The organism is Spongiactinospora sp. TRM90649, assembly GCF_029382225.1.
Classification (GTDB): Bacteria; Actinomycetota; Actinomycetes; order Streptosporangiales; family Streptosporangiaceae; genus Spongiactinospora.
Genome location: NZ_JARLTC010000032.1, coordinates 91458 through 114814, shown reverse-complemented (window position 1 = coordinate 114814; position 23357 = coordinate 91458). Strand labels below are relative to the sequence as shown.

16 protein-coding genes, 1 tRNA gene and 1 pseudogene are annotated in these 23357 nt (G+C 72.9%); 12 read left to right on the top strand and 6 right to left on the bottom strand.

Annotation, left to right across the window (positions count from 1 at the left end):
* Positions 1–736: 736 nt before the first annotated feature.
* The gene (locus tag P3X83_RS32070; RefSeq protein ID WP_277309044.1) at positions 737–1684 is read right to left on the bottom strand and encodes a glycosyltransferase family 2 protein; all 948 of its coding nucleotides are present in this window, start codon (positions 1682–1684) and stop codon (positions 737–739) included.
* 123 nt (positions 1685–1807) lie between these two features.
* Here P3X83_RS32070 and P3X83_RS32065 point away from each other — a divergent pair, with 123 nt between their 5' ends.
* The 4 genes from P3X83_RS32065 (at position 1808) to P3X83_RS32050 (ending at position 8615) form a co-directional block, all read left to right on the top strand.
* The gene (locus P3X83_RS32065; RefSeq protein ID WP_277309043.1) at positions 1808–2980 is read left to right on the top strand and encodes a DegT/DnrJ/EryC1/StrS family aminotransferase; all 1173 of its coding nucleotides are present in this window, start codon (positions 1808–1810) and stop codon (positions 2978–2980) included.
* Positions 2981–3116: 136 nt separating this feature from the next.
* Positions 3117–4196, top strand: a complete 1080-nt coding sequence (locus tag P3X83_RS32060) for a glycosyl hydrolase (RefSeq protein ID WP_277309042.1) — start codon at positions 3117–3119, stop codon at positions 4194–4196.
* Positions 4197–4287: 91 nt separating this feature from the next.
* Entirely contained in the window at positions 4288–8139 is a 3852-nt protein-coding gene (locus P3X83_RS32055; protein ID WP_277309041.1) for a glycosyltransferase family 2 protein, read from the top strand.
* Positions 8139–8615, top strand: a complete 477-nt coding sequence (locus P3X83_RS32050; RefSeq protein ID WP_277309040.1) for a DUF1616 domain-containing protein — start codon at positions 8139–8141, stop codon at positions 8613–8615. Before P3X83_RS32055 ends, P3X83_RS32050 begins: the two co-directional genes overlap by 1 nt.
* Before the next feature lie 7 nt (positions 8616–8622).
* Here the strand turns inward: P3X83_RS32050 and P3X83_RS32045 are convergent, their stop codons facing one another.
* Genes P3X83_RS32045 through P3X83_RS32035 form a run of 3 tightly spaced genes read right to left on the bottom strand, consistent with a single transcriptional unit; the run spans position 8623 to position 11868 of the window.
* On the bottom strand, positions 8623–9378 hold the full coding sequence (locus tag P3X83_RS32045) for an SDR family NAD(P)-dependent oxidoreductase (RefSeq protein WP_277309039.1): 756 nt from the start codon (positions 9376–9378) through the stop codon (positions 8623–8625).
* A complete protein-coding gene (locus tag P3X83_RS32040) occupies positions 9375–10421 on the bottom strand; it encodes a phosphotransferase family protein (protein WP_277309038.1) in 1047 nt (348 codons plus the stop codon). The genes P3X83_RS32045 and P3X83_RS32040 overlap by 4 nt, the downstream gene beginning before the upstream one ends.
* A gap of 7 nt (positions 10422–10428) precedes the next feature.
* The gene (locus tag P3X83_RS32035) at positions 10429–11868 is read right to left on the bottom strand and encodes a PLP-dependent aminotransferase family protein (protein WP_277309037.1); all 1440 of its coding nucleotides are present in this window, start codon (positions 11866–11868) and stop codon (positions 10429–10431) included.
* A gap of 43 nt (positions 11869–11911) precedes the next feature.
* On the opposite strand from P3X83_RS32035, the gene P3X83_RS32030 reads away from it, so the two are divergent.
* The 8 genes and pseudogenes from P3X83_RS32030 to P3X83_RS31995 form a co-directional block, all read left to right on the top strand.
* Complete coding sequence (locus tag P3X83_RS32030) at positions 11912–12586, top strand: pyridoxamine 5'-phosphate oxidase family protein (RefSeq protein WP_277309036.1); 675 nt, start codon at positions 11912–11914, stop codon at positions 12584–12586.
* Positions 12587–12665: 79 nt separating this feature from the next.
* Positions 12666–14789: a serine/threonine-protein kinase gene (locus P3X83_RS32025; RefSeq protein ID WP_277309035.1), complete on the top strand. Its 2124-nt coding sequence runs from the start codon at positions 12666–12668 to the stop codon at positions 14787–14789.
* A 113-nt stretch (positions 14790–14902) separates the two neighbouring features.
* Complete coding sequence (locus P3X83_RS32020) at positions 14903–16666, top strand: serine/threonine protein kinase (RefSeq protein WP_277309034.1); 1764 nt, start codon at positions 14903–14905, stop codon at positions 16664–16666.
* Positions 16667–16738: 72 nt separating this feature from the next.
* Positions 16739–18214, top strand: a complete 1476-nt coding sequence (locus tag P3X83_RS32015) for a hypothetical protein (RefSeq protein ID WP_277309033.1) — start codon at positions 16739–16741, stop codon at positions 18212–18214.
* 64 nt (positions 18215–18278) lie between these two features.
* A complete protein-coding gene (locus P3X83_RS32010; protein WP_277309032.1) occupies positions 18279–19577 on the top strand; it encodes a DUF2510 domain-containing protein in 1299 nt (432 codons plus the stop codon).
* Positions 19578–19599: 22 nt separating this feature from the next.
* The gene (gene orn, locus P3X83_RS32005; protein ID WP_277309031.1) at positions 19600–20196 is read left to right on the top strand and encodes an oligoribonuclease; all 597 of its coding nucleotides are present in this window, start codon (positions 19600–19602) and stop codon (positions 20194–20196) included.
* A 98-nt stretch (positions 20197–20294) separates the two neighbouring features.
* Positions 20295–20367 (top strand) — tRNA-His (locus tag P3X83_RS32000).
* Positions 20368–20582: 215 nt separating this feature from the next.
* Positions 20583–20783: pseudogene (locus P3X83_RS31995) on the top strand (LuxR C-terminal-related transcriptional regulator); the annotation flags it as partial.
* 237 nt (positions 20784–21020) lie between these two features.
* On the opposite strand, the gene lat reads toward P3X83_RS31995, so the two are convergent.
* On the bottom strand, positions 21021–22322 hold the full coding sequence (gene lat, locus P3X83_RS31990; protein ID WP_277309029.1) for an L-lysine 6-transaminase: 1302 nt from the start codon (positions 22320–22322) through the stop codon (positions 21021–21023).
* Positions 22323–22450: 128 nt separating this feature from the next.
* Positions 22451–23302, bottom strand: a complete 852-nt coding sequence (locus P3X83_RS31985; RefSeq protein WP_277309028.1) for a fused MFS/spermidine synthase — start codon at positions 23300–23302, stop codon at positions 22451–22453.
* Between the last annotated feature and the right edge of the window lie 55 nt (positions 23303–23357).

Below are 23357 nucleotides of genomic sequence, written 5' to 3'. Positions count from 1 at the left end.
CGCGGAGAGCCTGGCCCGGTGGGTGGCCCCGGCGGTCTGCCTGGCCTGCCTGCCCGCGCTTGCGATGCTCTTCAGGCGGCTGGGCGCGTCCCCCAGGGCCGTCTCCCTGGCCCTGACGCTGTTCGTGGCGGCCCATTGGGCGCTGGCCCCGGCCTCACCCGCGCTGCAACTCCTCGTGCTCGCACACGTGCTGTGGGCGGCGGTGGTGACCCGGTGGCTCGTGCGGGGGGAACCCGGCGGGCCGGTGGGCGCGATCGCCACGCTGGACCTGGTGTCGGTCTCGCTGCTGCTGACCGGGCTCGCGGTGGCGGCGGCGGCGCTGCACCCGTTCGGGCCGGTGGGCATGCTGGCCGCCGCACTCTCGCTGGTTTCCGCGCGGCGGCTGCCAGGCCAGTGGCCGGGCGGCTGGCCGGTCGTCATCGGCGCGCTGGCCGCGCTCGCGGTGAGCCTGGCGCACGCTCTGCCGCCCGCCCGGGGGGAGGCGGCCCCGATGACGCTGCTCGGGGTCACCGCCGCGGTGGCGGTCGTCTGCGGGGCCGGGGCGCTGCGTCGTGCCCGCGCCGGGCTGTCCGGCCGGACGGCGGGCGTGCTGGCGCTGGCTTGCGTGCCGCTGGCCGTACCGGCGGCGACGGGGGCCGTGGAGATCCCGCTGGGCACCGTGCTGGCGCTGGCGGCGCCGTACGCGGCGCTGCTGGCCGCCTACGCGGCGTTCCCCTCGGCCCCGCCCGCCGGGCGGTCAGGGAGCGCCGAGCCCACGCGCCTCCATCGTGCGCACGACCCACGTGGGGCTCAGGCGCAGCACGGCGACGGCGGCGACGCCGTACGATCTGACCTCCCTGGGGTCGGTCAGAAAAGCGCGTAGCGCCCAGCGCAGCGCCTCGCCCCGGCGGCCCACCGCCACGCGGGTGAACGCGACCTGCCCGGCCAGCCGCGAGAAGCCCCGGCGTGAGGTGCGGATCTCCGGGTAGCGGTCGAGCAGCCACTGCAGGGCCTCGGCGATCACGTCCCAGCGCCCGGCGAAGTGGGACTGGGCGTGCATGCGGACGAGCAGGTGGGGGTCGGCGACGTGGACGATCGGGGCGCTCTTGGCGGCGCGCAGGAGCATCTCGTAGTCCTCGCCGTAGCCCTTGGGGATGACCTCGGAGAACAGGCCGATGGCGGTGCCGGTGAGGGCGTCGCGGCGGCCGAGGAAGCCGGAGGGGTGCATGGCGGGCTGCCGGCCGTCCAGGAGGTCGGCGAAGGGGACGCGCGCCTTCTCCAGGTGGATGTGCCTGGTCCAGTCGGCGTGCACGATCTGCGAGCCGACGGTGCAGAACGTGGCGTCGGGGTGCTCGCGGACGGCCTCGATCTGCGCGGTCAGCTTGGTGGGCAGCCACGTGTCGTCGTCGTCGCAGAAGCCCACCCAGGTCACCGCGTCGCCGAGGGCGAGGATGCCGCTGTTGCGCGCGCCCGGCAGGCCGCGGGTGCGGGCGTTGGTGGTGAGCCGGACCGGACGGGCGGCGTCGTCGGAGGCCAGCGAGGCGTCCGGCTCCGACCCGTCGAAGACGATCATGGTGGTGACCCTGCCGGGATAGTCCTGCTCGGTGATTCCCTTGATCGTCTCCCTGATCATCTCAGGGCGGTCACCGCGGGTGCACACGACGACGCCGATCTCCGGCCACGACTGGGCGCCAGACTCTCCCATTAGACAACCATTCCTTCTGAACATCACGACAATGCGTGACACGAGCGTTTTGCAAAGGGATCTACCCTGGCTGAGGGTACAACGTGGTCAGCGTATGGAGGGTCCGCCGAAATGAATCCGACGATGGCAGAGGACGCCCCGGTGACCCTGCCCACCGAGCGGCGCATCGGCCGCCACTGCCTGTACGTCCCCTCCGCCCGCCTCGGCCTCTACCTCGCGTTCACCGGCCTGGTGCCGCGCGGCTCGCACGTGCTGATGTCCCCCGTCAACTGCGAGACCGTGCTGTTCGCCGCCGTCGCCGCCGGGCTGCGCCCCGTGATGGCCCCCGTCTCCCCCGCCGACGGCACCATCGACGTCGGCGCGGTGAACTGGGACGGCGTCGGCGCCGTCCTGGCCACCCACCTGTACGGCCTGCCCGGCGACATCGAGCGGCTCGCCGCCGAGTGCGAGCGCCGGGGCGTCGTGCTGGTCGAGGACTGCGCCCACGCCTTCCAGACCGAAGTGGGCGGACGGCACGTCGGCACCTTCGGCGACGCCGGCGTCTTCAGCCTGGCCAAGCACCCCAGGGCCGGGGGCGGCGGCCTGCTCGCGCTGGCCGACGACGCGCTCGCCGACCGGCTGGCGAAGGTCCGCGACGAACTGCTCACCGCGCCCGCCACCGGGCGCGAACTGCCCGCCGTACTCGCCCCCGTGGTCCGCGACGCGGTGTTCGCGCTGCGGCTCAGCGGGCCCGCCTGGCGGGCGGCGCGGGCGCTGCGCATCGAGGTGCCGCACGAGCACGACGAGTCCCGGGTGCGCGACCTCGCGGAGGCGGCGGCGGCCGCTCCGGCCGCCGGGGAGAACGACCTGGCCCGCTTCGACCGGTGGATGTCCGTCGGCGGGCACGGATACCGCGCCGCGCACGGCGGGCTGCTGCGCGGCTCCGTCGCCCGGCGGGTCCGCATGATCGACAGCGCGGGCGCGCGGCGTCGCCGGCTCGACGGCATGCGGCTGCTGAGCGGGCTGCCCACGGTCGCGGAGGGGGTCGCGCGCTTCGCCGACCAGCCGCTGTTCCGCGTCCCGCTGCTGGTGGCCGACCGCGACGCCGCACGTGAGGCCCTGGAGCGCCGCGGCGTGATCACCACCTGCCTGTACACCCCGCCGCTGGACGACGACTTCGGCCCCGCCGTCGCCGACCCCGGCCCCACCCCCGACATCGCCCGCTGGTGGACGCGCCACGCCCTCCCCGTGGACCCGCTGCAGGCCCGGCGCGCGCTGCCCGTGCTACGCGGACTTGTTCCAGCCGTTCGCCGGTAGATACCCCTTCTTTATACGAATCACTTTAAACTTCTACGATCTTCGCAACACCCGCTGGAACAACACGGAGCTCCACATGCCGCCTGGCCGACGTAGGCTCGCATCCCCCCACGCGCCCGGCAGGAGCGGCAGGCGCGTGTGGCCCCCGATCGCCGCGGTCGCGGCGCTGCTCGCCGGAGGCGGCGCGCTGTACGCGAACGCCGACACCGGCCAGTGGCTCGCCGCCGACGAGCGCGAGGCGCCGTCCGTCCCCGCCCAGCAGGGCAAGCCCGAGCGGCCCGCCGCCGTCCCCGCCAAGGATTGCGCCGCCGCCCCCGTCCTCGTGACCGGGCCCGCCTGCGGCACGTGGTTCGGCGTCTACGTGCCGCCGAGCGACGGCAGCCTGCTCGAACCGCTGGAGGCGCTGGAGGACGGCGTCGGCCGGAAGTTCGACGTGGTGTTCACCTACCACGACATGTCCCGGACCGAGAACGGCGACATGCTCAGGGACGAGGAGCCCCGGATCGGCCGCGACCGCCTGCTGCTGCTCGGCTGGGAGTCGGAGCAGTGGGACTCCGGGAGCAACGTCCCGTGGCGTGACATCGCCGACGGCGAGATCGACTCGACGGTGATCGACCGCCAGGCCAAGCGGATCAAGGCGTACGGCAAGCCGGTGCTGCTCGGCTTCGACGGCGAGATGGAACTGCGGCGCGACAGCGGCACCCCCGCGGAGTACGTCGCCGCCTACCGGCACATTGTGGACCGTTTCAAAAAGCTGCGGGTGACCAACGTCGCCTGGGTCTGGGGCGTCACCGGGTGGCTGGACTACCAGCACAAATGGAAGGCGTTCTACCCCGGCGACAAGTACGTGGACTGGATCAGCTACGACCCGTACAACTTCGCCCAGTGCCGCGACGCCGCCTGGCAGGACTTCGAGGAGACCGTCAAGCCGGCCTACGACTGGTTCGTGAAGAACGGGTTCGGTGACAAGCCGTTCATCATCAGCGAGTACGGCACCGAGTCCGACCCCGAGCGTCCCCAGGCGCGCGGGCGGTGGTACGCCGACGTGCCGAAGGTGCTCAAGAAGCTGCCGCGGATCAAGGCCGTGCTGCAGTGGAACGCGGTCGACTCCCAGGGGTGCGACTTCCGGTTGCAGGGGCCGGGGGTGCTCGGCACCTTCGGCAAGGTCGGCAAGGATCCGTACCTGAACCAGGAATTGCCGAAGAAGGTCTCCTGACGCTCACCTCCCGGTCTGGCGGGGGATGCCGTCGAAGACGAGTACAGTCGCAGGCAGGCATTTCGTGTGGCCGGACCGAGAAAGGGTGAAAGTGGCGGGCAGCAACACCGACGGGGTACCCGGACCGCCCGGCTCCCGTCCCGAGGACTCTTCCCCGCCCTCCGCCCCGGGGACCGGCGAACCGGCCTCCGATCCCGACGACACCCAGGTGATCCGCCTCTCCGACCTCGCGGCCTTGGCCGACGCCGAGTCCGAGTCCGGCGTGGTCGCCTTCCGCGCGGCGGGCACCGTCCCGCCCGACGACAGCGTCGTCGTGGTGGCCGAGTCGGACGATGGGGACGACTCAGACGATGAGGGCACGGGCGACGAAGGGGACGGGCCCCCGCCCGCGAGCGAGGTCGTGATGTTCAGCGCGGCCGACGCCGCCGCCCTGTCCGGCGACCCCGGCCACGACACGGACGACAACGACGACGACACCGCCTTCTTCCCGGCCATCACCTTCCCCGCCGAGCCGTCCGGCAAGGGCGCCTTCGCAGGCCGCGACACCCCGGGCCACCCCGGCAAGGGCGCCTTCGCCCCCTGCGAGACCCCCGACGAGCCCCCCACCGCCTCCGCCTTCCGCCGCCCCACCCCAGGACGCCCGGCCCCCGAAGAGGCCGACTCCACAACCGCCGTATTCCGCCTCCCAAAGCCGCCACCCACCCCCGCACGGCCGGGCAACACGACACCGGCGGACGCCGAGAGCCGCGACCTCACGAAGGAACGCGACAGCGGCCCCGTCCAGACCGGCGAGGCACGCAAGGCCTCCACATGGGAAGCCCAGACGCCCAGGGACACCGAAGGCCGCCCCCACACAGAGGAACACGACAGCGCCGCCGTCCGGCGAACCGTCGGGGAAACCGCGAGCCCCCCCATGCCGGGGACCGGCGAGCGGAAGCCGAGCGCCACCGGGCCGGGGGCCGACGAAGGGCGCGAGGGCCCCGCTCGGGACGCGAACGCGGACCACCACAGCACCCCCGTCCGGGGGAACAAGGCGACGCCCGGGAGCACCCCTGTCCGGGGGGGCAAGGCGGCGTCTGGGGGGAGCGGTTTCCGGGAGCGTGACGGCGGCGCCGATGGGGCGGGGGGTAGGCGTCCTGGCGAAGCTGCTCGGCAGGGTGTGGCCGGGACCGCGGTTCTGGACGGGGTCGCCGCCGGGGTGCCGACGTTGTCGGTGGTCGTGGTGGCCGGGGCGCGTGAGGCTTGGGGGCGGTTGCAGGCGACGATGGAGGCGATCGGCGCGCAGCGGGTCGCCCCCGACGAGGTGATCCTCGTCATCGACCACAGTGTGGAGCTGGCCGCCTGGTCCGCCGCCGAGTTCGACGATGTGAGGGTGCTGCACCACGAGGGGACCCGGGGTAGTGCCGCCGCGCGGAACCGGGCGCTGGCGGTGGCCCGGGGCGACGTGGTGGCGTTCCTCGACGACGAGACCACGCCCGAGGCCGACTGGAGCGAGCGGCTGCTCGAAGCGTACGCCGACCCCGGCGTGGTGGCCGTGCGCAGTCACCTGGCGATCCGGTGGGAGGCTGGCAAGCCGAAGTGGTTCCCGCCCGAGCTGGGCTGGGTGGTCGGGGCGCCCTGTACGGGCGCGCCGGAGCAGGGCGGCCCGATCGACGACCTGTACGGCGCCGGCCTGTCGTTCCGTCGCGAGACCCTGTTCGCCGCCGGCGGCTTCCCCGAGAGCCTGGACCACCAGGCGGGCGGCATGCTCGCCGAGCCGCCCGCCGGTTCCAAGACCGAGCTGCGGCTGGCCCTGCGCGACCTGGCCCCCGACGCCACGATCGTCCACCAGGCGACGGCGACGCTCCGGGTGGCGCTGCCGTCCAGGCGCGGCGCGATCGGCTACTTCCTGGCCAGGTGCGCCGCTGAGGGCAAGTCGCTGGCCGCCGTCCGGCAGCGCGAGCAGGGCCGGGAGGCGCTCGCCGAGCATCTGGCCCCGGTGCGTGCCGCGCTGCCCAAGACGATCTTCCGTACGCTCACCGCCACCGGCCCCGGCGACGTCAAGGCGTGGAAGTCGCTGGTCGCGATGATCATCGCGCTGGTGGCCACCACGCTGGGCTACCTCAACGGCCGCCTGCAGTCCACCCGTACCGACGAGATCCGCCAGACCAGCACGCTCACCTGGTTCGTGGCCCGCACGGCGCTGCCGGTGGCCACCATCCTGTGGGGGCTCTCGCTGCGCGACGTGCACCTCGACCGGATGACCGACCTGGGGCTCATCACGGTCTTACCGGCCACGTTCTGGGCGGCGATCGTGGTCATGGTGATCGGCTTCGTCGCGCTGCTCAGCGACAAGTTCGCGCTGGAGCTGTGGCACGCGGGCTACGTGCTGGTGCTGATCGCGGTGCTGCACGCCACGCCCGCGCTGCTGTACCCCACGCTGCGCTACTCCTGGGCGTGGAAGCACGTGTCGGTCATCGACTACCTGATCAGGCACGGCGCGACGGACCCGAACCCGGGCCCGTTGTCGGCGTACCACCAGTGGCCCGGCTTCTTCTCCTTCTTCGCCACGATGACGCAGATGGCGGGGCTGCCGGACGCGCTGACGATCGCGAGCTGGGGACCGCTGGTCTTCAACATCGCCACGCTGCTGCCGCTGCTGCTGCTGTTCCGCACGGTGACCCGCAACCGCCAGCTCCTGTGGGGCGGCGTCTGGGTGTTCTTCTCGTGTTCCTGGGTCGGGCAGGACTACTTCTCCCCCCAGGCCACCACCCTGGCGCTGTACCTGATCATCCTGGCGGTGATGGTCCGCAGGTTCCGGCGAGGGCCGATCCGGGCGGGCGACGACTCCGACGGGCTGGGCGCCGAGCCGCCGCCGATGACCTCCACCCGAGACCGGCTGGTCTGGACGCTCATCCTGCTGCTGCCGATCCTGGCGATCACGTCGGCGCACCAGCTCACGCCGCTGATGCTGGTGGGCTCGCTGGCCGCGCTGTTCGTGCTGCGCAGGTACCGGAACCTGGGGATCCTCGTGGTCACCGCCGTCATCGTGGGCGGCTGGGACATCGTGATCGCCTGGCAGGTCCTGGAGAGCCGGTTCAACGACATCATGGAGTCGCTTGGCGACGCGGGGGGCAACCTGCAGTCCGGGCTCATCGCGCTCGGCACGGCCTCGCCCGGCCAGGTGATCGTCGCCTACGCCGACCGCGCGCTGTCGGTGGGGCTGTGGATCCTGGCGATGTGCGGGGCGTTCGTGCGACGGCGGTGGCTGCGCCGTCCCGGGCTGCCGCTGGTCATGATCGGTGTGGCGCCGCTGATGTTCCTGGCCGGGGGCAGCTACGGCGGGGAGATCATCTTCCGGGTCTACCTGTTCGCGCTGCCGCTGACCGCGATGCTGGCCGCCTCGCTGTTCCTGCCCGCCCGCCGCGCGTGGGTGCGGCTGGTGGTCCTGCCGATGGTCCTGCTGCTGATGGTGACCGGCTTCTTCTTCGGCAACTACGGCAAGGAGCAGTCGAACTACTTCACCAGGGAAGAGGTGCTGCTGGTCAGGGAGCTGCAGCGGACCGCGCCGAACCGTTCGCTGATCGTGGCCCCGACGTTCTTCCTGCCCGCCGCCTACGACTACTACGAGCGCTACGACCATGTGTGGCTGGACGAGCTGCCGCCGTCGCGCGCGGCCGTCCCGGATCTCCCCGACCACGTGCCGACGCTGCCGGAGTTCGTGGAGGATCCGCGGCCCGCGCTGATCGACCTGATGAGCCAGGCGCCGCCGGGGGCCAAGGCGTATCTGGTGCTGAACCGCGCGCAGCGGCTGGCCACGGAGACGGCGGGGATCTTCCCCAAGGGGACCATCGACCGGCTCGACCGGGAGATCGCCGCCTCCGACCGGTTCCGCGCGGTGCTGCGCAACGGCGGCGGCGTGGTGTACGAACTGCTGCCCAAGCGGGCGAAGGCGGGGAACTGATGCGTGCGACGAGGCGGGCCCGCTGGCCGCTGGTGCTCCTCGCGACGACGGGCTGGCTGGCGCTGGCGGCGACGGGGCTGGCTCCTGAGTCGCCGGTGCGCGTCACCGCGACGCTGCTGTTCCTGCTGCTCTGCCCGGGGGCGGCGGTACTGGCCCTGGTGCGCCCGCTGCTCGGGCCGCGCGACCACAGCGGTGACGCCATGGAGAGCGCGGCGCTGACGTTCGCGATCAGCGTGGCCCTGGGCATGCTGGTCACCGCCGGCTACTACATGACCGGCACGTTCACCATGCAGCGGGCGGTCATCACGCTCGCCTCGATCACCTCCGCCGGGGCGCTCGGCGCGCTGGTGACCCGGCCGTGGATGCGCGCGAGGAGGGCCAAGGCGGGCGCGGCGTCCCATACGGCCCCCGCTCCCCCGGAGAAGGATCAGAAGGCCGCCGAGCCCGCCGAGCCCGCCGAGCCCGTGAAGGACTGAGGGCCGGTCAGCGGCGCACGTCGGGCGGGCGCTGCCCGCCGGCCGGTCCCGGCACCCCCGCGAAGCGGTACGGCACCGGCGGGCGTCCCGGCTGGACCACCAGCACGGCCCCCGGCTCGTCCTCCGAGTAGAAGGCCGACTCCACGGCGGCGGCCACGGCGTCGGCGGTCAGCAGCGGGAACCCGGCTCCCGAGAAGGTCTCCTTGGCCGCGCCGATCAGCGGGGTGTCGGTGAATCCCGGGCAGACCGCCGCGATCCTGACGCCGTCGGCCGCCAGCGGCCCGGCGAAGGCCCGGACCAGGCCGATCACCGCGTGCTTGGTCATCGTGTAGAAGGGGTCGCCGTCGTAGGCGACCAGGCCTGCCAGGGAGGAGGTCACCACTATGGCCCCGCCGTCGCGGCGCAGTTCGGGGACGGCCGCGGTCAGGCCGTAGACCACGCCGTCCACATTGATCTCGACCAGCCGCTGGTAGCGGACGGGGTCGAAGTCGTCCAGGCCCATCGAGCCGGAGATCCCGGCGTTGAGGTGGACCAGGTCGAGCCTGCCGTACCGGTCGACGGCCAGCGCCACCGCCAGCCGCGACGTCTCGGGGTCGGCGACGTCGCCCGCCAGCCAGGCCGAGCCGGTCTCCTTGGCGACGCGTTCGAGGTTGCCGGCGTCCACGTCCACCAGGACGCACCGCGCGCCCCCTGCGGCCAGCCGCCGGGCGACCGCGGCGCCGATGCCGCTGGCCGCTCCCGTGATCAACGCGATGGCGCTCATCCACGTCCCTTCCATGTGTCGGCGTCGAGCCCGCGGTGGGCGCGGGCGAGCAGCGCGGGCACGGCGTCGCCGATCGCCTCGAAGCCCTCTCCCACCGTCTTACCCTGGCGGAACCTGGCGTGTATGCCCTCCGCGATCACCGCGAGCTTGAAGGCCCCGAGGGCGGTGTAGAAGGCCAGGTCATCGATGTCGGCGCCGGAGACCCTGGCATAGTGCTCGGCGAACTCGCGCGGGCCGAGGAAGCCGGGCAGCCGCGTGGCCGTCCCGGTGATCGAGGCGACGGCGGAGTCCGGATCGCCGGGATCGTGCCAGTAGCCGAGGGTGAGCCCGAGGTCGGCCAGCGGGTCGCCGAGAGTGGACATCTCCCAGTCCACCACGGCGGCGATCTCCGGTTCGGCGCCGAAGGTCACCAGGGTGTTGTCCAGCCGGAAGTCGCCGTGCAGCAGGGCCGTCGCCGAGCGGGCGGGCAGGCGCTCGCGCAGCCGGGCGGCGAGGCCGTGGTACTCGGGCACGTCGCGGGTGTTCGAGCGCTCCCACTGCTGGTTCCACCGGTCGAGCTGGCGGGCCAGGTAGCCCTCGGGACGGCCGAACCCGGCGAGACCCGCGGCCCGGTGGTCGATCGCGTGGATCGCGGCCAGGACCTCGGCCAGCCGTTCGGACAGCCTGCGGACCTGGGGCGGGGTCGTGCCGTCGGCCTGGGCGGGGCCGCGCACGGCCACGCCGTCCACGTGCCGCATCAGGTAGAAGGGCGCGCCGATCACGTCCTCGTCCGCGCAGAACGCCACGGGACCGGGGACCGGCACGTCGGTGGCGGCCAGGGCGGAGATCACGGTCCATTCGCGCCGCATGTCGTGCGCGGTGGGCAGCACGTGCCCGAGCGGCGGACGGCGGAGCACCAGGCGCCCCTCGGCGGTCTCGACCACGTAGGTGAGGTTCGACCGCCCTCCGGCGATCAGGGCGGCCGAGAGCGGCCTGCCCACCGAGGGGACGGCGGTGGCCATCCATCCGGCCAGCCCTGGCCAGTCGATGCCGGGGATGCTCATGGTCCCATTAGAACGTGATTCTGGTACCGCTGTCACCGATCAGCCCGGCGATCACCGCGCAGCCCTTCCTGACGTCGGACAGCGTGGCCGAGCCGTACCCGAGGACCAGGCCGTGCACGCGGACGGGCCCGTGGTGGTGGCGCACGGTGGTGTCGAGCAGCACGCCGCGCTCGACCGCGTCCCGGGCGACGCGCGGGGCGAGGCCCTCCGGCAGTTCCACCATGACGTGCAGCCCGGCGGTGTCGCCCCGCACCAGCGGGCCCAGGCTCTCCACGATCGCGGCGCGCCTGCGCGCGTACTCCAGGCGCATGCGCCGCAGGTGACGGTCGAGGTCGCCGCGCTCCATCAGCACCGCCACGGCGGCCTGCACCGGGCCCGAGGTACGGTCCACGAGCCGGATCCGGGTCCGCGCGACGGCGTCGAGCAGGGACCGGCCGGCCAGCAGCCAGCCCACCCCGATGTCGGGGGCCAGCGACTTCGACAGCGTGCCGAGCAGCACCACGGACTCCGGGTCCAGGCCGTGCAGGGCGGGCAGCGGCGCGACGTCGTAGCGGAACTCGGCGTCGTAGTCGTCCTCGACGATCAGCGCGCCGGTCCTGCGGGCCCAGGCGACCAGGCGCTCCCGGCGGGAGATCGGCATCCGGCCGCCGGTGGGGAACTGGTGGGCGGGGGTGGTGTGGATCAGGCGCAGGTCGTCCGGGAGGTCGTCCACGATGAGGCCGTCCTCGTCCACCGGGCAGGGCACGATCCGCGCGCCCCGGGCGGTGAAGATGTTGCGCGCCTTGCTGTATCCGGGCTCCTCGACGCCAACGCGGTCGCCGGGGCGCAGCACGGTGGCGGCGACCAGGTCCAGGCCGTTGCCGGTGCCCCGGGTGACGAGCACGCCGCCGGGGTCGGAGAGCACCGCCCTGGTCCGGCGCAGGTGCGTGGCGAGCGCGTCGCGCAGGCGCGGCAGGCCGTACGGGTCGGGGTTGGCGCGCGGCGGCAGGTCGGCGGCCTTGCGCCAGGCGCGGCGCCAGGCGGCGTGGTCGTAGTCGCGCACCCACGGGGACCCCGGACGCAGGTCGATCGCCCCCTCGGGCGCGCCGGGCTCCTCCGCCTCCGGTTCGGCGCCGCCGCCCGGCTCGTCGTGCCTGAGACCGGCCGGGTGGCCGCCGGCCCGCGCCGGGAGGTCGGCCACGTAGGTGCCGGAGCCGTGGCGTCCTTCCAGCCAGCCCTCGGCGTAGAGTTGCTGGTACGCCTCGGTCACCACGGTACGGCTCACGCCGAGCCGGGCGGCCAGCCCCCTGGTCGAGGGCAGGCGCTCCCCCGCCGGCAGCGTCCGCGACCGCATCGCGGCGCGCAACTGGTCGCCGAGCTGGGCCGCCATGGAGACCGCCGAGTCCCGTTCGAGTGCCAGCGGCAGATCGGCCGCCGGACGTGAAGTGGTCTCCACTAATTCCCGCATAGTGGATGTATTATCCCAGTCCACTTTCCGGCACCTTAGAGGCATGTCCTCACCACTGTCGTCCACCGTCCGCACCACCCTGAAGCGCAACAAGGAACGCGGGCTGACCGACCGGGAAGAGCTCTACGCCGTGCTCGACGCCGGAGTGATCTGCCACCTCGGCGTCGTCTGGGACGGCGCGCCGATGGTGGTGCCGACCGGCTACGGGCGTATCGGCGACACCCTCTATCTGCACGGCTCGACGGGCGCGCGGTCGCTGCGCGTCGCCACGGGCTCCCCGGTCTGCGTGACCGTGACGCACCTGGACGGGATCGTGCTGGCCCGCTCGATCTTCCACCACTCGGCGAACTACCGGTCGGCGATGATCTACGGCACGGCCCGCGTCGTGGACGACCCGGACGAGCACCTGGCCGGGCTGCGGGCGCTGGCCGAGCAGCTCGCCCCGGGCCAGTGGGACACGGCGCGGCCTCCCACCCGCAAGGAGCTGGCCGCGACCGGGGTGCTGGCCGTCCCGCTGGCGGAGGCGTCGGTGAAGACGCGCACGGGGCCGCCGATCGACGACCTGGAGGACCACGCCCTGCCGATCTGGGCGGGAGTGCTCCCGGCCCGCATGGTGTGGGGTGAGCCGGAGCCCGACGAGGAGACGGCTGGACGGTACACACCGCCACCACACGTTACGGAACGTACTCCTATTGGCGTTACTCCGCGAACAACCTGATACTCCCGCCAACCGGTCGCGCGATTCAGGCGTCTGAAATAGCGGAACCCCAGTTTCGCCGCGCGACTGGAGGTCGGTCATGGCGACTGACGGCGGATGGCACGTGCCCGGGTACACCGAGGTCCGGACGCTCGGTTCGGGCGGCGGGGGGAGGGTCGTGCTCGCCGTCCACGACCGGTCGGGCACCAGGGTGGCGATCAAGTACCTGGCCGAGAGCCTGCGCGGCGAGCCGGGATTCCTTGACCGCTTCCAGGAGGAGGCCCGGCTGCTGTTCGGGCTGCACGGGGAGCCGAACATCGCCAGGCTCTACGAGTACTTCCAGGCCGACGGCGGCGCGGCCATCGTGATGGAGCTGGTGGACGGCGTCTCGCTGCGCGCGATCCTGCGCGAGCACGGCGCCACCGGGCCGCAGGCGGCGCTGACCGTGCTCAAGGGCTCGCTGCTTGGCCTGGCCTCGGCGCACGCGGCCGGGCTCGTCCACCGCGACTACAAGCCGGAGAACGTCCTGGTCACCGGCGAGGGCACGAGCAAGCTGGTGGACTTCGGCATCGCCGTGCGATCGGGCGACGACGGCGCCCCGGCGGGGACCCCGCCGTACATGGCCCCCGAGCAGTGGGAGGGCGGGCACGCCGGCGCAGCGGCGGACGTATACGCGGCCACCACCGTCTTCTACGAGTGCCTGACCGGGCACCGGCCGTTCCAGGCCACCGCCTCGGTGGTGCTGAGGTTCCAGCACGAGCACGCGCCCGTGCCGCTCGGCGACGTGCCCGAGCCGGTGCGCGACCTGGTGACCAGGGGCCTGGCCAAGGACCCCGCCAGGCGGCCCCCGAGCGCGGCGGCGTTCGTGGCCGACCTGGAGCGGACGGCCCGCGCCGCCTATGGCGCCGACTGGGAGACGCACGGCAGGAGGCGGCTGGCCGAACTGGCCGCGCTGTTCGCGCTGCCGGCCCCCGCGGGCGAGCCCGCGCCGCCCGCCGGAGGCACCTCACTGTTCCGCACCGTGCTGGACGGCCTGGCGCGCGGCGCGCGCCGCAACGGCACGCGCGTGGCCGCGGGGGCCGCCGCCGCGATCGTCGCGGCGGGGGTGACCACCTGGGTGCTCGCGGCCGACCGGGATCCCAAGAAGATCGACGTGGTGGCGGCGGCGCCGTCGGGCGGCTCGGCCGTCCCGAGCCCGGCCGGGCTGCTGAGCCTGCCTCCGGAGAGCCCCGCCACCACACCGGTGACCGGGCCCGCGGAGGCGACCTCCACACCGACCCTGCCCGCGTCCGTGCCCAGTGTCACCGGCACGGACGAGGAGACCGGTGGTACCGGTCCCACGACTCTGCCGACGGCGACCACCGGGGGGACCGGGCCCGCGACGCCCACGGCGACGACGAAGCCCCCGGCCACCCCGCCCTCATCGTCTCCGTCGCCATCGCCCACCAAGACGCCTCCGACCACCACCCCGACCGTCACGCCGTCTGTCACACCATCCGTCACACCGTCTGTCACACCGACGACGGAGCCGCCCGCCACGGTCACCGAGCTGCGGATCGCCTGGGCGTCCCTGGGACGCGCGCCCGGCCGTACCCTCCAGGCCCAGGTGGACCTGACCGCGACGAACGGGTCGGAGCTGACGCTGCGCACCGAGGTCCTGGTGGCGGGCCGTACCGTGGCCACCCGGCGCGCGGTGCTGAGCGGCGGCACCTCCTACGCCAGGCGGATCACCTACACGTTCGGCGAGCGGCCCTGCGGCTCGGTGGTCGGCCTGCGGGTCGCCGCGGGCGGCCGGACCGCGACCGCCCAGGTCCGCGTGACGTGCCCGACCCGCGTGCGGAGCGTCGAGGTGGCGCGCGCCTCGGTCTCCCCGAACGGCAGGGGCCTGGCGCTGGTCCGGGTGGCGACCGAGGGCTCCGGGCCGGTCCGGCTGCGGGTGACGCTGACCGCCGGTGAGCGCGCCGTGGTCCGCACGGCCGCGCTCGCGGGCGCGGAGTCCTACTCCCGCTCGTTCGCGTTCCCGCTGGGAGAGGTCGCCTGCGGCACGGCGTGGCGGGTCGTGGCGGTCACCGTGCCGGGCGCGGCGAGCGGCGCGGCCACCTTCTCCGGGGTCACCGCGAAGTGCCCGCCGCCCAGCGAGCCGCCCTCGGAGAAGAAGCCGCCGACCGCCGAACCGGAGCAACCGGCGCCCAAGACCCCCACCGGCGACGACAGCGCAGAGTGACCTTCGCGACATTCCCGCAAATAATCAGCTAATTCCAGTGCCAGAATGGCTCCCGGCTCAATAGGCTACGTCCGTCTTTATCCGGGTGGGGGCCCAGGCATAAGGAGACCGTCATGTTCGGGATGCCGTCACCCTGGCAGGTCCCCGGCTACACGGAACTGCGCGAACTCGGCTCAGGTGCGTCCGGGCGCGTGGTCATGGCGCGGCACAACGACGACGGTGTGCTGGTCGCCATCAAGTACCTCTCCGACGAACTCTGGTCGGACATCGGGTTCGTCGCCAGGTTCCGGCACGAGGCCCGACTGCTGGAGACGCTGGACAGCCCGCAGGTGGCCCGGCTCTACCAGTACGTCGAAAGCGCCGAGGGCGCGGCGATCATCATGGAGCTGGTGGACGGCGTGGCGCTGCGCGCGCTGCTCCGCTCCCAGGGCCCGACCGGCGCGGAGGCGGCGCTCACTGTGCTCAAGGGCGCGCTGCTCGGCCTGGCCTCGGCCCACGCGGCCGGGGTCGTGCACCGCGACTTCAAGCCGGAGAACGTGGTCGTCGGCGACGACGGCACCAGCAAGCTGGTGGACTTCGGCATCGCCGTCCGCTCCGGCGAGGGCGAGAACCCGGCGGGAACGCCGCCGTACATGGCGCCCGAGCAGTGGGCGGGTGCGCCCGCCGCGCCGACCACCGACGTCTACGCCGCGACGGTGGTGTTCTTCGAGTGCCTCACCGGCACCCGGCCGTTCCGCGCCACCAACGCCGCCGCGCTGGCCCACCAGCACCAGACCATGCCGCCTCCCGTGGAGGAGGTCCCGCCCGCCCTGCAGGGCCTGCTGCAGCGCGGCCTCGCCAAGCAGGCGGGCGACCGTCCACCGTCGGCCGCCGCGTTCCTCACCGAGCTCGAAGCGGTCGCGACCGGCGCCTACGGGGCCGACTGGGAGAACAAGGGCCGCCGCCGGCTGGCGACCCTCGCGGGCCTGCTGGCGCTGCAGTTCCCGATGGCCGAGCAGGTTCCCGAGTTCGACACCTCGCTCGCCGAGACCGTGCTCGGCGACGGCAAGGGCGGCCGGGGCGGCAGGAGTGGCAAGAGCCCCGACTCCGGCTCGTCCGACCTCGCGCCCCGGATCGGCGACGCGCCGCTGCGCAAGCTCGGGCTCAAGCTCGCCGTGGGCATCGGCTGCATCTCGGTGATCGGCATCGTGACGATCTTCCTGATCAACGGGTCCGGGGACGACGATCCCCGGTTGCAGGCCCAGGGGTCCTCGGTCTCCCCCACCGCCGAGGTGACCCCGGTCGCGAGCCCGCCCACGGCGGAGGAGACGACGGCGGAGCCTACCGAAGAGGTCAGCGAGGAACCCACCAAGGAGCCGGACCCGACGCCGACCGTGAGTGTCGCGCCGGCCGTGCCCACGGTGCCCGGCACGCGGCCGGCCGTCCCGAAGCCGACGGTGAAGCCCACCAAGACCAAGCGGCCGAGCCCCAAGCCGAAGCCGACGGGCAAGCCGACCAAGAGGCCCACCAGGGCGCCGAGCGAGGACCCGGAGCCGACCAACGACCCGTCGGTCAGCTCCAACCCGGACAACCCCGAGCACACGCCGACGCGGACTCCCCCCGTGTCGCCGACCGCGACCCGTCCGACCACCACCCGCCCGAGTCCCACTCGGACGGTGCCGACCCGTACGCCCAGCGACGGCGGCGAGGGCACCGGGCAGGAGCCGTCGAACGGTGGCGGGGAGCCGTCCGGTGAGCCGACGCTCACCTCCTACGACTCCGGTCTCGTCAAGCTCCCGGCCGGGCTCCTCCTCTTCGGCCTCGTGACGTCCGGCGCGGTTCCGGTCACACTGGCGGTGAAGCGAGGTGTGGCTGGACGGCACCGGAGGCGGCGGTAGAGACGAGCCGCCACCGGCGGCACGACGCGGACGGCCACCGAAGGCGCAGGGAAAATCCGAGGGGACGCGGCGATGAGCACGCACAGGGGTGAGATCGCCGGATACCGTCCGGCCGGGCGCGGACGCCCGGGCGACGTCGGTACCTGGCGGGAGGCCGTCGCCCCGGACGGGCGGCAGGTGAGCGTCCTGCGGTTCGACACCGGCCTGGTCGCCGCGGGCTGGGCCCGGCAGCGACTGGTCACCGTGGTCACCTCCGACCAGCGCCTGGTCGCCGGCGGCCTGGGCGGCCTGATGCCGCTGCTCGACCTGGTCGCCGCCGACGACGAGGTGTGGCTGATCGCCGGGCACCCGGCCGTCCCGACGCTCACCGACCTGCTGGAGACCACGGGCGGCCAGGGCGCGGGCCCGGACGCCGCCGGCGCGGCGGCGGTGCTGGTGGAGTCGGCGCAGACGCTGCTCGCCGTGCACGCGGCGGGCCTGGCGCACGGCGCGCTGCAGCCGGGCACGCTGGTGATCGGCGAGGACGGCGCGACGCTGCTGGCCGAACGCGGCCTCGCCGACGCCCTGCGCGGCAGGTCACCAGCGCCCGACCGCGACGTCACCGCCTGGGCCTCCCTGGCGCGCGGCCTGGCGGCGGCCTGGGCGGGCCGTGCGACGCCCGGCGCGGCGCTGCTCGAACAGGCCGCCGCCACCGCGACCACGCTCGGGCTGGCCGCGGCCCGCGACGCCCTGCTCAACGGGCGCGAGAACCTGCCCGGCGGTTACGTCGGCAGGGACCGGCTGGTGGAGGCCGTGCGCCGCTGGCGCCGCGACCAGGTGCCGGCGGCGGTGACCGGCCCGCCGTACGCGGGGGCCGACGACGTCGGGCGCGACGAGGGCGAGATCGTCACGCTGCTGCACGTGCCCACTCCGATCCCCACGCCGATACCCACTCCGGCCCCTGCTCCGACGACCGGCCCGGCCACGGCGGGCACCGCCGACTCCGCCGCGCAGCGCGCCGACACCGCGGGCAGGGGCGACGTCCGGTTCGGGCCGGGCGTCCCCGCGCGCAACACGGCCGAGCAGATCTGGCAGTCCGGGCAGCAGACCGTCCACGCCGACGACCGCCGCAGCCCGCAGCGGGTGGCGGCGAACAAGAGACGCCGCAAGGCGGCGCTGTCGGCCGCGGTGACCGCGCTGGTGATCGTGGCCGCCGTACTGGCCTGGCTGCAGCTCAGCGGCGGCCCGGCGCTCGCGGTGGAGGGCGTGGACGTCAAGGCGCCGAAGAAGACGCAGGGCTGCGACACCACGGTGACCATCAACGGCGTGATCACCACCAACGGGGCCGACGGGCTGGTCCGCTACCAGTGGCGGCGCAGCGACCAGGACAAGCCGATCGAGCAGACCGAGACGGTGCGCTCCGGCACCTCCTCCTATCCGGTGAGCCTGAAGTGGACGGTGAAGGGCGAAGGATCCTTCAAGGGCACGGCCACGCTCCGCGTGCTGTCCCCGGTCACGACGGGCAAGCGGGGGGAGGACAAGGCCACCTTCACCTACCGATGCCGGTGACTCTGAGCAAACCCGGAGCGGCCTCGACTGCGCGGCCGCCCGCCTTCTTACTAATCTGGCGGCCATGACCACGCAAACCCCCGCAGGCTGGTACCCAGACCCTTACGGGTCGCCGAATCTCCGGTGGTGGGACGGGAACCAGTGGACCGACGCGACCCACGCGCTCGAATCGCCACCACAGCCGGGCCCGGCCACCGGCCCTCAGCAGGGCTTCGGCACCGGCCCGCACTCCGGCCCCCAGCACAACCCGCAGCAGGGCCCGCCGACCGGGCCGCAGCAGGCACCGCAGACGGGTCCCCAGAGCGGGTCGCAGTTCGGCCCCGGGCAGCCGGGCGGGCCGCAGGGGCCGGGCGCGCCTCCGCCGTTCAGCGGCGGCCAGTCCCCCTACGGCGGCGGCTCGTACGGCGCGGCCCCACCTCCACAGGGGCCTCCCCAGGGCCCGGCGCAGGGCGGCACCCAGATCTACTCCCACGGCGAGCAGGACTTCGCGACGAACCGCGTCCCGCCCGCCCCCGGCACCGGCCCGTGGTCGCAGCCGTGGAATCCACAGCACGGCACCACCGTGCAGCTCCCCTCCCCCGACTTCGGGCAGCCCGGCGGCGGCCGTCCCCCGCGGCGCAAGGTCTGGCCGTGGATCGCGGCCGGCGGCGTGGTGGCCCTGGTCATCGCGATCATCGCGGTGATCGTGGTGGTGAACAACGGCGCCGGGCGTCCGGTGGCGAACGAGTCGCCGGCCCCGGTCGAGACGTCCGCCCCCGAGACCACCCCCACTCCCGTGGAGCCGACCCCCACACCCACGCCGACGGCCACCGAACTCCCGCAGCCGCGGAACGGCGAGATCGTCGACCCCGGTTCCGGTTTCACCTACTCGGTGCCCGGCGGCGACTGGGCGGTGCCCGAGGAGCTCAACGACCCCGGCAACCCGAACCAGCAGCAGTGGTCCAGCGGCGTGCAGGCGATGTCGCAGGAGAACTACGAGGCGGAGAAGGACTGGGTCGGCAACATCTACGCGGCCGAGCTGCACCCCGCGTTCCCCTACACGGGCCCCGACGGCATCGGCAAGACGACCGAGACCGTGGCGGCCTTCTACCTCAAGAACTTCTACGAGCCGCCGCACAAGACGAAGATCCTGCGCAACAAGGCGCTGGAGGTCGGCGGCAAGAAGGGCTGGGTCGTCGAGTTCGAGCTGGACTTCACCGAGCAGTCCAAGCGGCAGAACTGGAAGTGGAACAAGGAGCGCGGCGCCGTGGTGCTGGTCGATCGCGAGAACGGCAAGCCGCCGTCCCTGCTCTACATGTCGGTTCCGGACAATCTGGACACATCAGTTGTGGAGAAGGTCCTCGACTCGCTCAAGATCTCCTGAATCGGGGCACTAGTCTGTCTCTATGAGCGACCTGCTGGTCTGGATCGACTGTGAGATGACCGGGCTCGACCTCGGCCGAGACGCGCTCGTCGAGGTGGCCTGCGTCATCACCGACGGCGAGCTGAACCAGCTTGACGCGGGCGTGAACGTGGTCATCAAGCCCCCGCCGGAGTCGGTCGAGCAGATGTCGGAGGTCGTGCGGGAGATGCACACGGCCTCCGGCCTCCTGCCGGAGCTGGGTTCCGGGGTGACGCTGGCCGAGGCGGAGTCCATGGTCCTCGACTACATCAAGGGCCATGTCCCCGAGCCCAAGCGCGCCCCCCTGTGCGGCAACTCCATCGCCACCGACCGGGCCTTCATCTACCGTGACATGCCCTCGGTCGACGCCCACCTGCATTACCGCATGATCGACGTCTCCTCGGTGAAGGAGCTGGTCCGGCGCTGGTATCCGCGCGTCTACTTCGCCTCGCCCGAGAAGCAGGGCGGGCATCGCGCGCTCGCCGACATCACCGAGAGCGTCCGCGAGTTGCGCTACTACCGGGCCGCGGTGTTCGTGCCCCAGCCCGGCCCCGACTCCAGCACCGCGCGGGGGGTCGCGGAGATCATCGCGTCGAGCTGACCCGCCGCCGCGATACGGCGGGACGAACCAGCTCGAAAAACCGCTACACTTCTAGCGTGCCTTCGCGGCAGGCCCGATCTTCGCCGCGACGTTACATGGTGGGCGTAGCTCAGTTGGCAGAGCGCCAGGTTGTGGTCCTGGATGTCGTGGGTTCAAGTCCCATCGCTCACCCATATGGCGGCCGGTCCTTCGGGACCGGCCGCCAATCTTTTTCTGGCGACCTGACCGACTTAGCCCCCAAAGTTTGATATTGGGAGTTATGCTCGCTGTCAACCGATACGCCGGATAGGGCGGGGGCCGCGGCGACCTGATCAGCCACCGGAGGCCGGATGAGAGTCGAAGACCCCGCTACCGGAGCCGGACGCACAGACGTACGGCTCGACGCGGGCTTGAGCAAGCGTGAGATCGAAGTCATGGAGCTGATCGCGACAGGTCACTCCAACGGGGAGATCGCCCAGCGCCTCTTCCTCAGCGAGAAGACGGTCAAGAACCACGTCAACCGGATCTACGCCAAGCTCGGCGTGGACTCCCGTGGTACCGCGATCGGCCTGTGGCGCAGCGTCTCACCCGGGGAGGAGCGGGTCTGACCGCCCGCCCCCTGTGACACCCGGTCGCGACCTGCCCACTCGCGACCCATTCGCCCGACCAGGGCCGCACGCCGCGTCCGGACACGCGGCGCACGGCCCTAGGACCCCGTTCCAGCGGGCGACCCGGACGGGTGACCCCGGGAACATCTCGTGCACGCGAACGGCCCGCCGTGACGATCACGACGGGCCGTGTGCGCGGCCTTCCGGTGCGGCCTCCGGGCTTCGCCGGAGGGCCGTTCACCGCTGGTGCGCGGCCACCGCGGCGGCCATCGCGGCGACGCCGTAGTCGATCTCGTCCGCGCTCACCGACAGGGCCGGGCGCACGCGCAGCGAGCGCTCGCCGCACGGCAGCAGCAGCACGCCGCCGTCGTCCCTGATCCGGGCCAGCAGGGCGTCTCTCGTGGCGCCGTCGGGGAGGTCGAAGGCGCACATCAGACCCCTGCCCCGAGCGGCCGAGACCAGGTCGGGGTGCTCGGCCTGCAGCTTGTGCAGCCCGGCAAGCAGGCGCTCGCCGAGTTCGGCGGCGCGCTCGATCAGCCCGTCCCGCTCGACGATCTCCAGCATCCGCCGCGACCTGACCATGTCGGCGAGCCCGCCGCCCCAGGTGGAGTTGATCCGGCCGCTGATCTGGAAGACGTTGCCCCGCACCTCGTCCACCCGGCGACCTGCCATGATCCCGCCCACCTGGATCTTCTTCGCGAAGGCCACCACGTCGGGCTCCAGCCCGAGCTGCTGGTAGGCCCACGGCGTACCGGTGGAGCCGCCGCCGGTCTGCACCTCGTCCAGCACGAACAGCGCGTCGTTCTCGCGGCACAGGTCCTGCATGGCCAGCAGGAACTCCGCCCGCATGTGGTTGTCGCCGCCCTCCCCCTGGATGGGCTCGGCGATGAAGCACGCGATGTCGTGCGGGTGCTCCGCGAACGCCGCGCGGGCCTGGTCCAGGGCCCGCCGTTCGGCGGCCTCCACGCCGCCCGGGGCGTCCTGGTAGATGTGCACGGCGGGTACGTCCACACGCGGCCATCCGAAGGTGGGGAACCGCTCCGTCTTGACCGGATCGGTGTTGGTCAGCGAGAGCGTGTAGCCGCTGCGGCCGTGGAAGGCCCGCGTCAGGTGGAGCACCTTCGTGCCCAGCTCCGGCGACCTGCCGCGCGCCTCGTTGTGCCGGCTCTTCCAGTCGAAGGCGGTCTTCAGCGCGTTCTCGACGGCCAGCGCGCCGCCCTCGACGAAGAACAGGTGCGGCAGCGCGGGATCGCCGAGCACGCGCGCGAACGTGTCGGCGAAGTCGGCCAGATGGGTCGTGTAGAGGTCGGAGTTGGCGGGCTTGTTGGCCGCGACCCTGCCCAGCAGGGCCAGGAACTCCGGATCGTCGTCGAACGGGTTGACGCCCAGCGGGGCCGAGGCGAAGAAGGTGTAGAAGTCGAGGAGTCGCCGCCCGGTGCGCGCGTCGTGCAGCCAGGACCCCCGGCTGCGGTCGAGGTCGGGTTCGAGGCGGAACCCGTCGATGAGCATGTGCCGGGACAGCCGGTCACGCAGGTCCATGTCCCCTCCAGAACGCCTGGTAGCTACGCCTTATGATTCCCCGTTCCATACGACCCTATGTGGAAAAATTACGCCTGACGAGGATACTAAAGGGAAGATTTTCGGCTACGACCGAGCTCCGGTCCGCGCTAGGAGCCGAAGACGGCGGGCGGCGGCACGGGGGTGATGACGGCCTGGCCGTCCCTGATCGGCGCGGCGCCCGCCACGAAGCGCGTCAGGGCCTCGCCGTGCACGCACCGGGCCTGGGTGAGCCCTCCGGCCGCGCGGCGGACGAGGGCGTCCACGGGCAGCTCGACGCGCGACGCGGCCAGGATCAGGTTGCCGAACCGGCGCCCCCGCATCACCCCGGGATCTGCCAGCAGGGCCGCGTGCCGGAACGTCTCGATCACGGTGGCCGCGAACCTGCGCACGAACCCGAGGCCCTTGCCGTCGGCCAGGTTGACCAGCAGGGTGCCCCGGTGCCGCAGGATCCGCGCGAGATCGCCCAGGTACTCGACGGTGGCCAGCTCGACCGGCATCACCGCGCCGGTGAAGGCGTCGAGCACCACGAGGTCGGCCGAGTCGTCCCAGATGCCCGCGACGGCCGCGCGCCCGTCGTCGATGCGCACCTTCAGCCGGGGCACCGACTTCAGCCGTAGCTGGTCGCGGACGAGCTGCACCAGGGCGGCGTCGCGCTCGGCCACGATCTGACGGGAGCCGGGCCGGGAGGCGGCCACGTAGCGCGGGATCGTGCAGGCTCCCCCGCCGACGTGCACGGCGTCGAGCGGGCCCTCGTCGAGCAGGTCGATCACGTCGGCCATCAGCCGGACGTACTCGAAGTCGAGATAAAGGGGATCGTCCAGATCCACGTAGGACTGCGGGACCCCCTCGCAGGTAAGGATCCAGCCGTTGGGCCGGTCCAGGTCGCGGAGCAGTTCGACCTCTCCGTAGGACACCGCGTAACGACCCGGCTCGGGATCGCGGGCGGTACGCCTGGCCATCACGCCGGATCTTTCATTGTTAGGTCCTTTTTGCCGTGTTCGTTCTGGTATACCC

Excerpts from the sequence above, each read along its gene's own strand:
- orn (WP_277309031.1), top strand. The coding sequence starts at position 19,600 with ATGAGCGACCTGCTGGTCTGGATCGACTGTGAGATGACCGGGCTCGAC.
- P3X83_RS32015 (WP_277309033.1), top strand. The coding sequence starts at position 16,739 with ATGAGCACGCACAGGGGTGAGATCGCCGGATACCGTCCGGCCGGGCGC.
- P3X83_RS31985 (WP_277309028.1), bottom strand. The coding sequence starts at position 23,302 with ATGGCCAGGCGTACCGCCCGCGATCCCGAGCCGGGTCGTTACGCGGTG.
- P3X83_RS32025 (WP_277309035.1), top strand. The coding sequence starts at position 12,666 with ATGGCGACTGACGGCGGATGGCACGTGCCCGGGTACACCGAGGTCCGG.
- lat (WP_277309029.1), bottom strand. The coding sequence starts at position 22,322 with ATGGACCTGCGTGACCGGCTGTCCCGGCACATGCTCATCGACGGGTTC.
- P3X83_RS32040 (WP_277309038.1), bottom strand. The coding sequence starts at position 10,421 with ATGAGCATCCCCGGCATCGACTGGCCAGGGCTGGCCGGATGGATGGCC.
- P3X83_RS32070 (WP_277309044.1), bottom strand. The coding sequence starts at position 1,684 with ATGGGAGAGTCTGGCGCCCAGTCGTGGCCGGAGATCGGCGTCGTCGTG.
- P3X83_RS32020 (WP_277309034.1), top strand. The coding sequence starts at position 14,903 with ATGTTCGGGATGCCGTCACCCTGGCAGGTCCCCGGCTACACGGAACTG.
- P3X83_RS32010 (WP_277309032.1), top strand. The coding sequence starts at position 18,279 with ATGACCACGCAAACCCCCGCAGGCTGGTACCCAGACCCTTACGGGTCG.
- P3X83_RS32035 (WP_277309037.1), bottom strand. The coding sequence starts at position 11,868 with ATGCGGGAATTAGTGGAGACCACTTCACGTCCGGCGGCCGATCTGCCG.
- P3X83_RS32050 (WP_277309040.1), top strand. The coding sequence starts at position 8,139 with ATGCGTGCGACGAGGCGGGCCCGCTGGCCGCTGGTGCTCCTCGCGACG.
- P3X83_RS32030 (WP_277309036.1), top strand. The coding sequence starts at position 11,912 with ATGTCCTCACCACTGTCGTCCACCGTCCGCACCACCCTGAAGCGCAAC.
- P3X83_RS32045 (WP_277309039.1), bottom strand. The coding sequence starts at position 9,378 with ATGAGCGCCATCGCGTTGATCACGGGAGCGGCCAGCGGCATCGGCGCC.
- P3X83_RS32065 (WP_277309043.1), top strand. The coding sequence starts at position 1,808 with ATGGCAGAGGACGCCCCGGTGACCCTGCCCACCGAGCGGCGCATCGGC.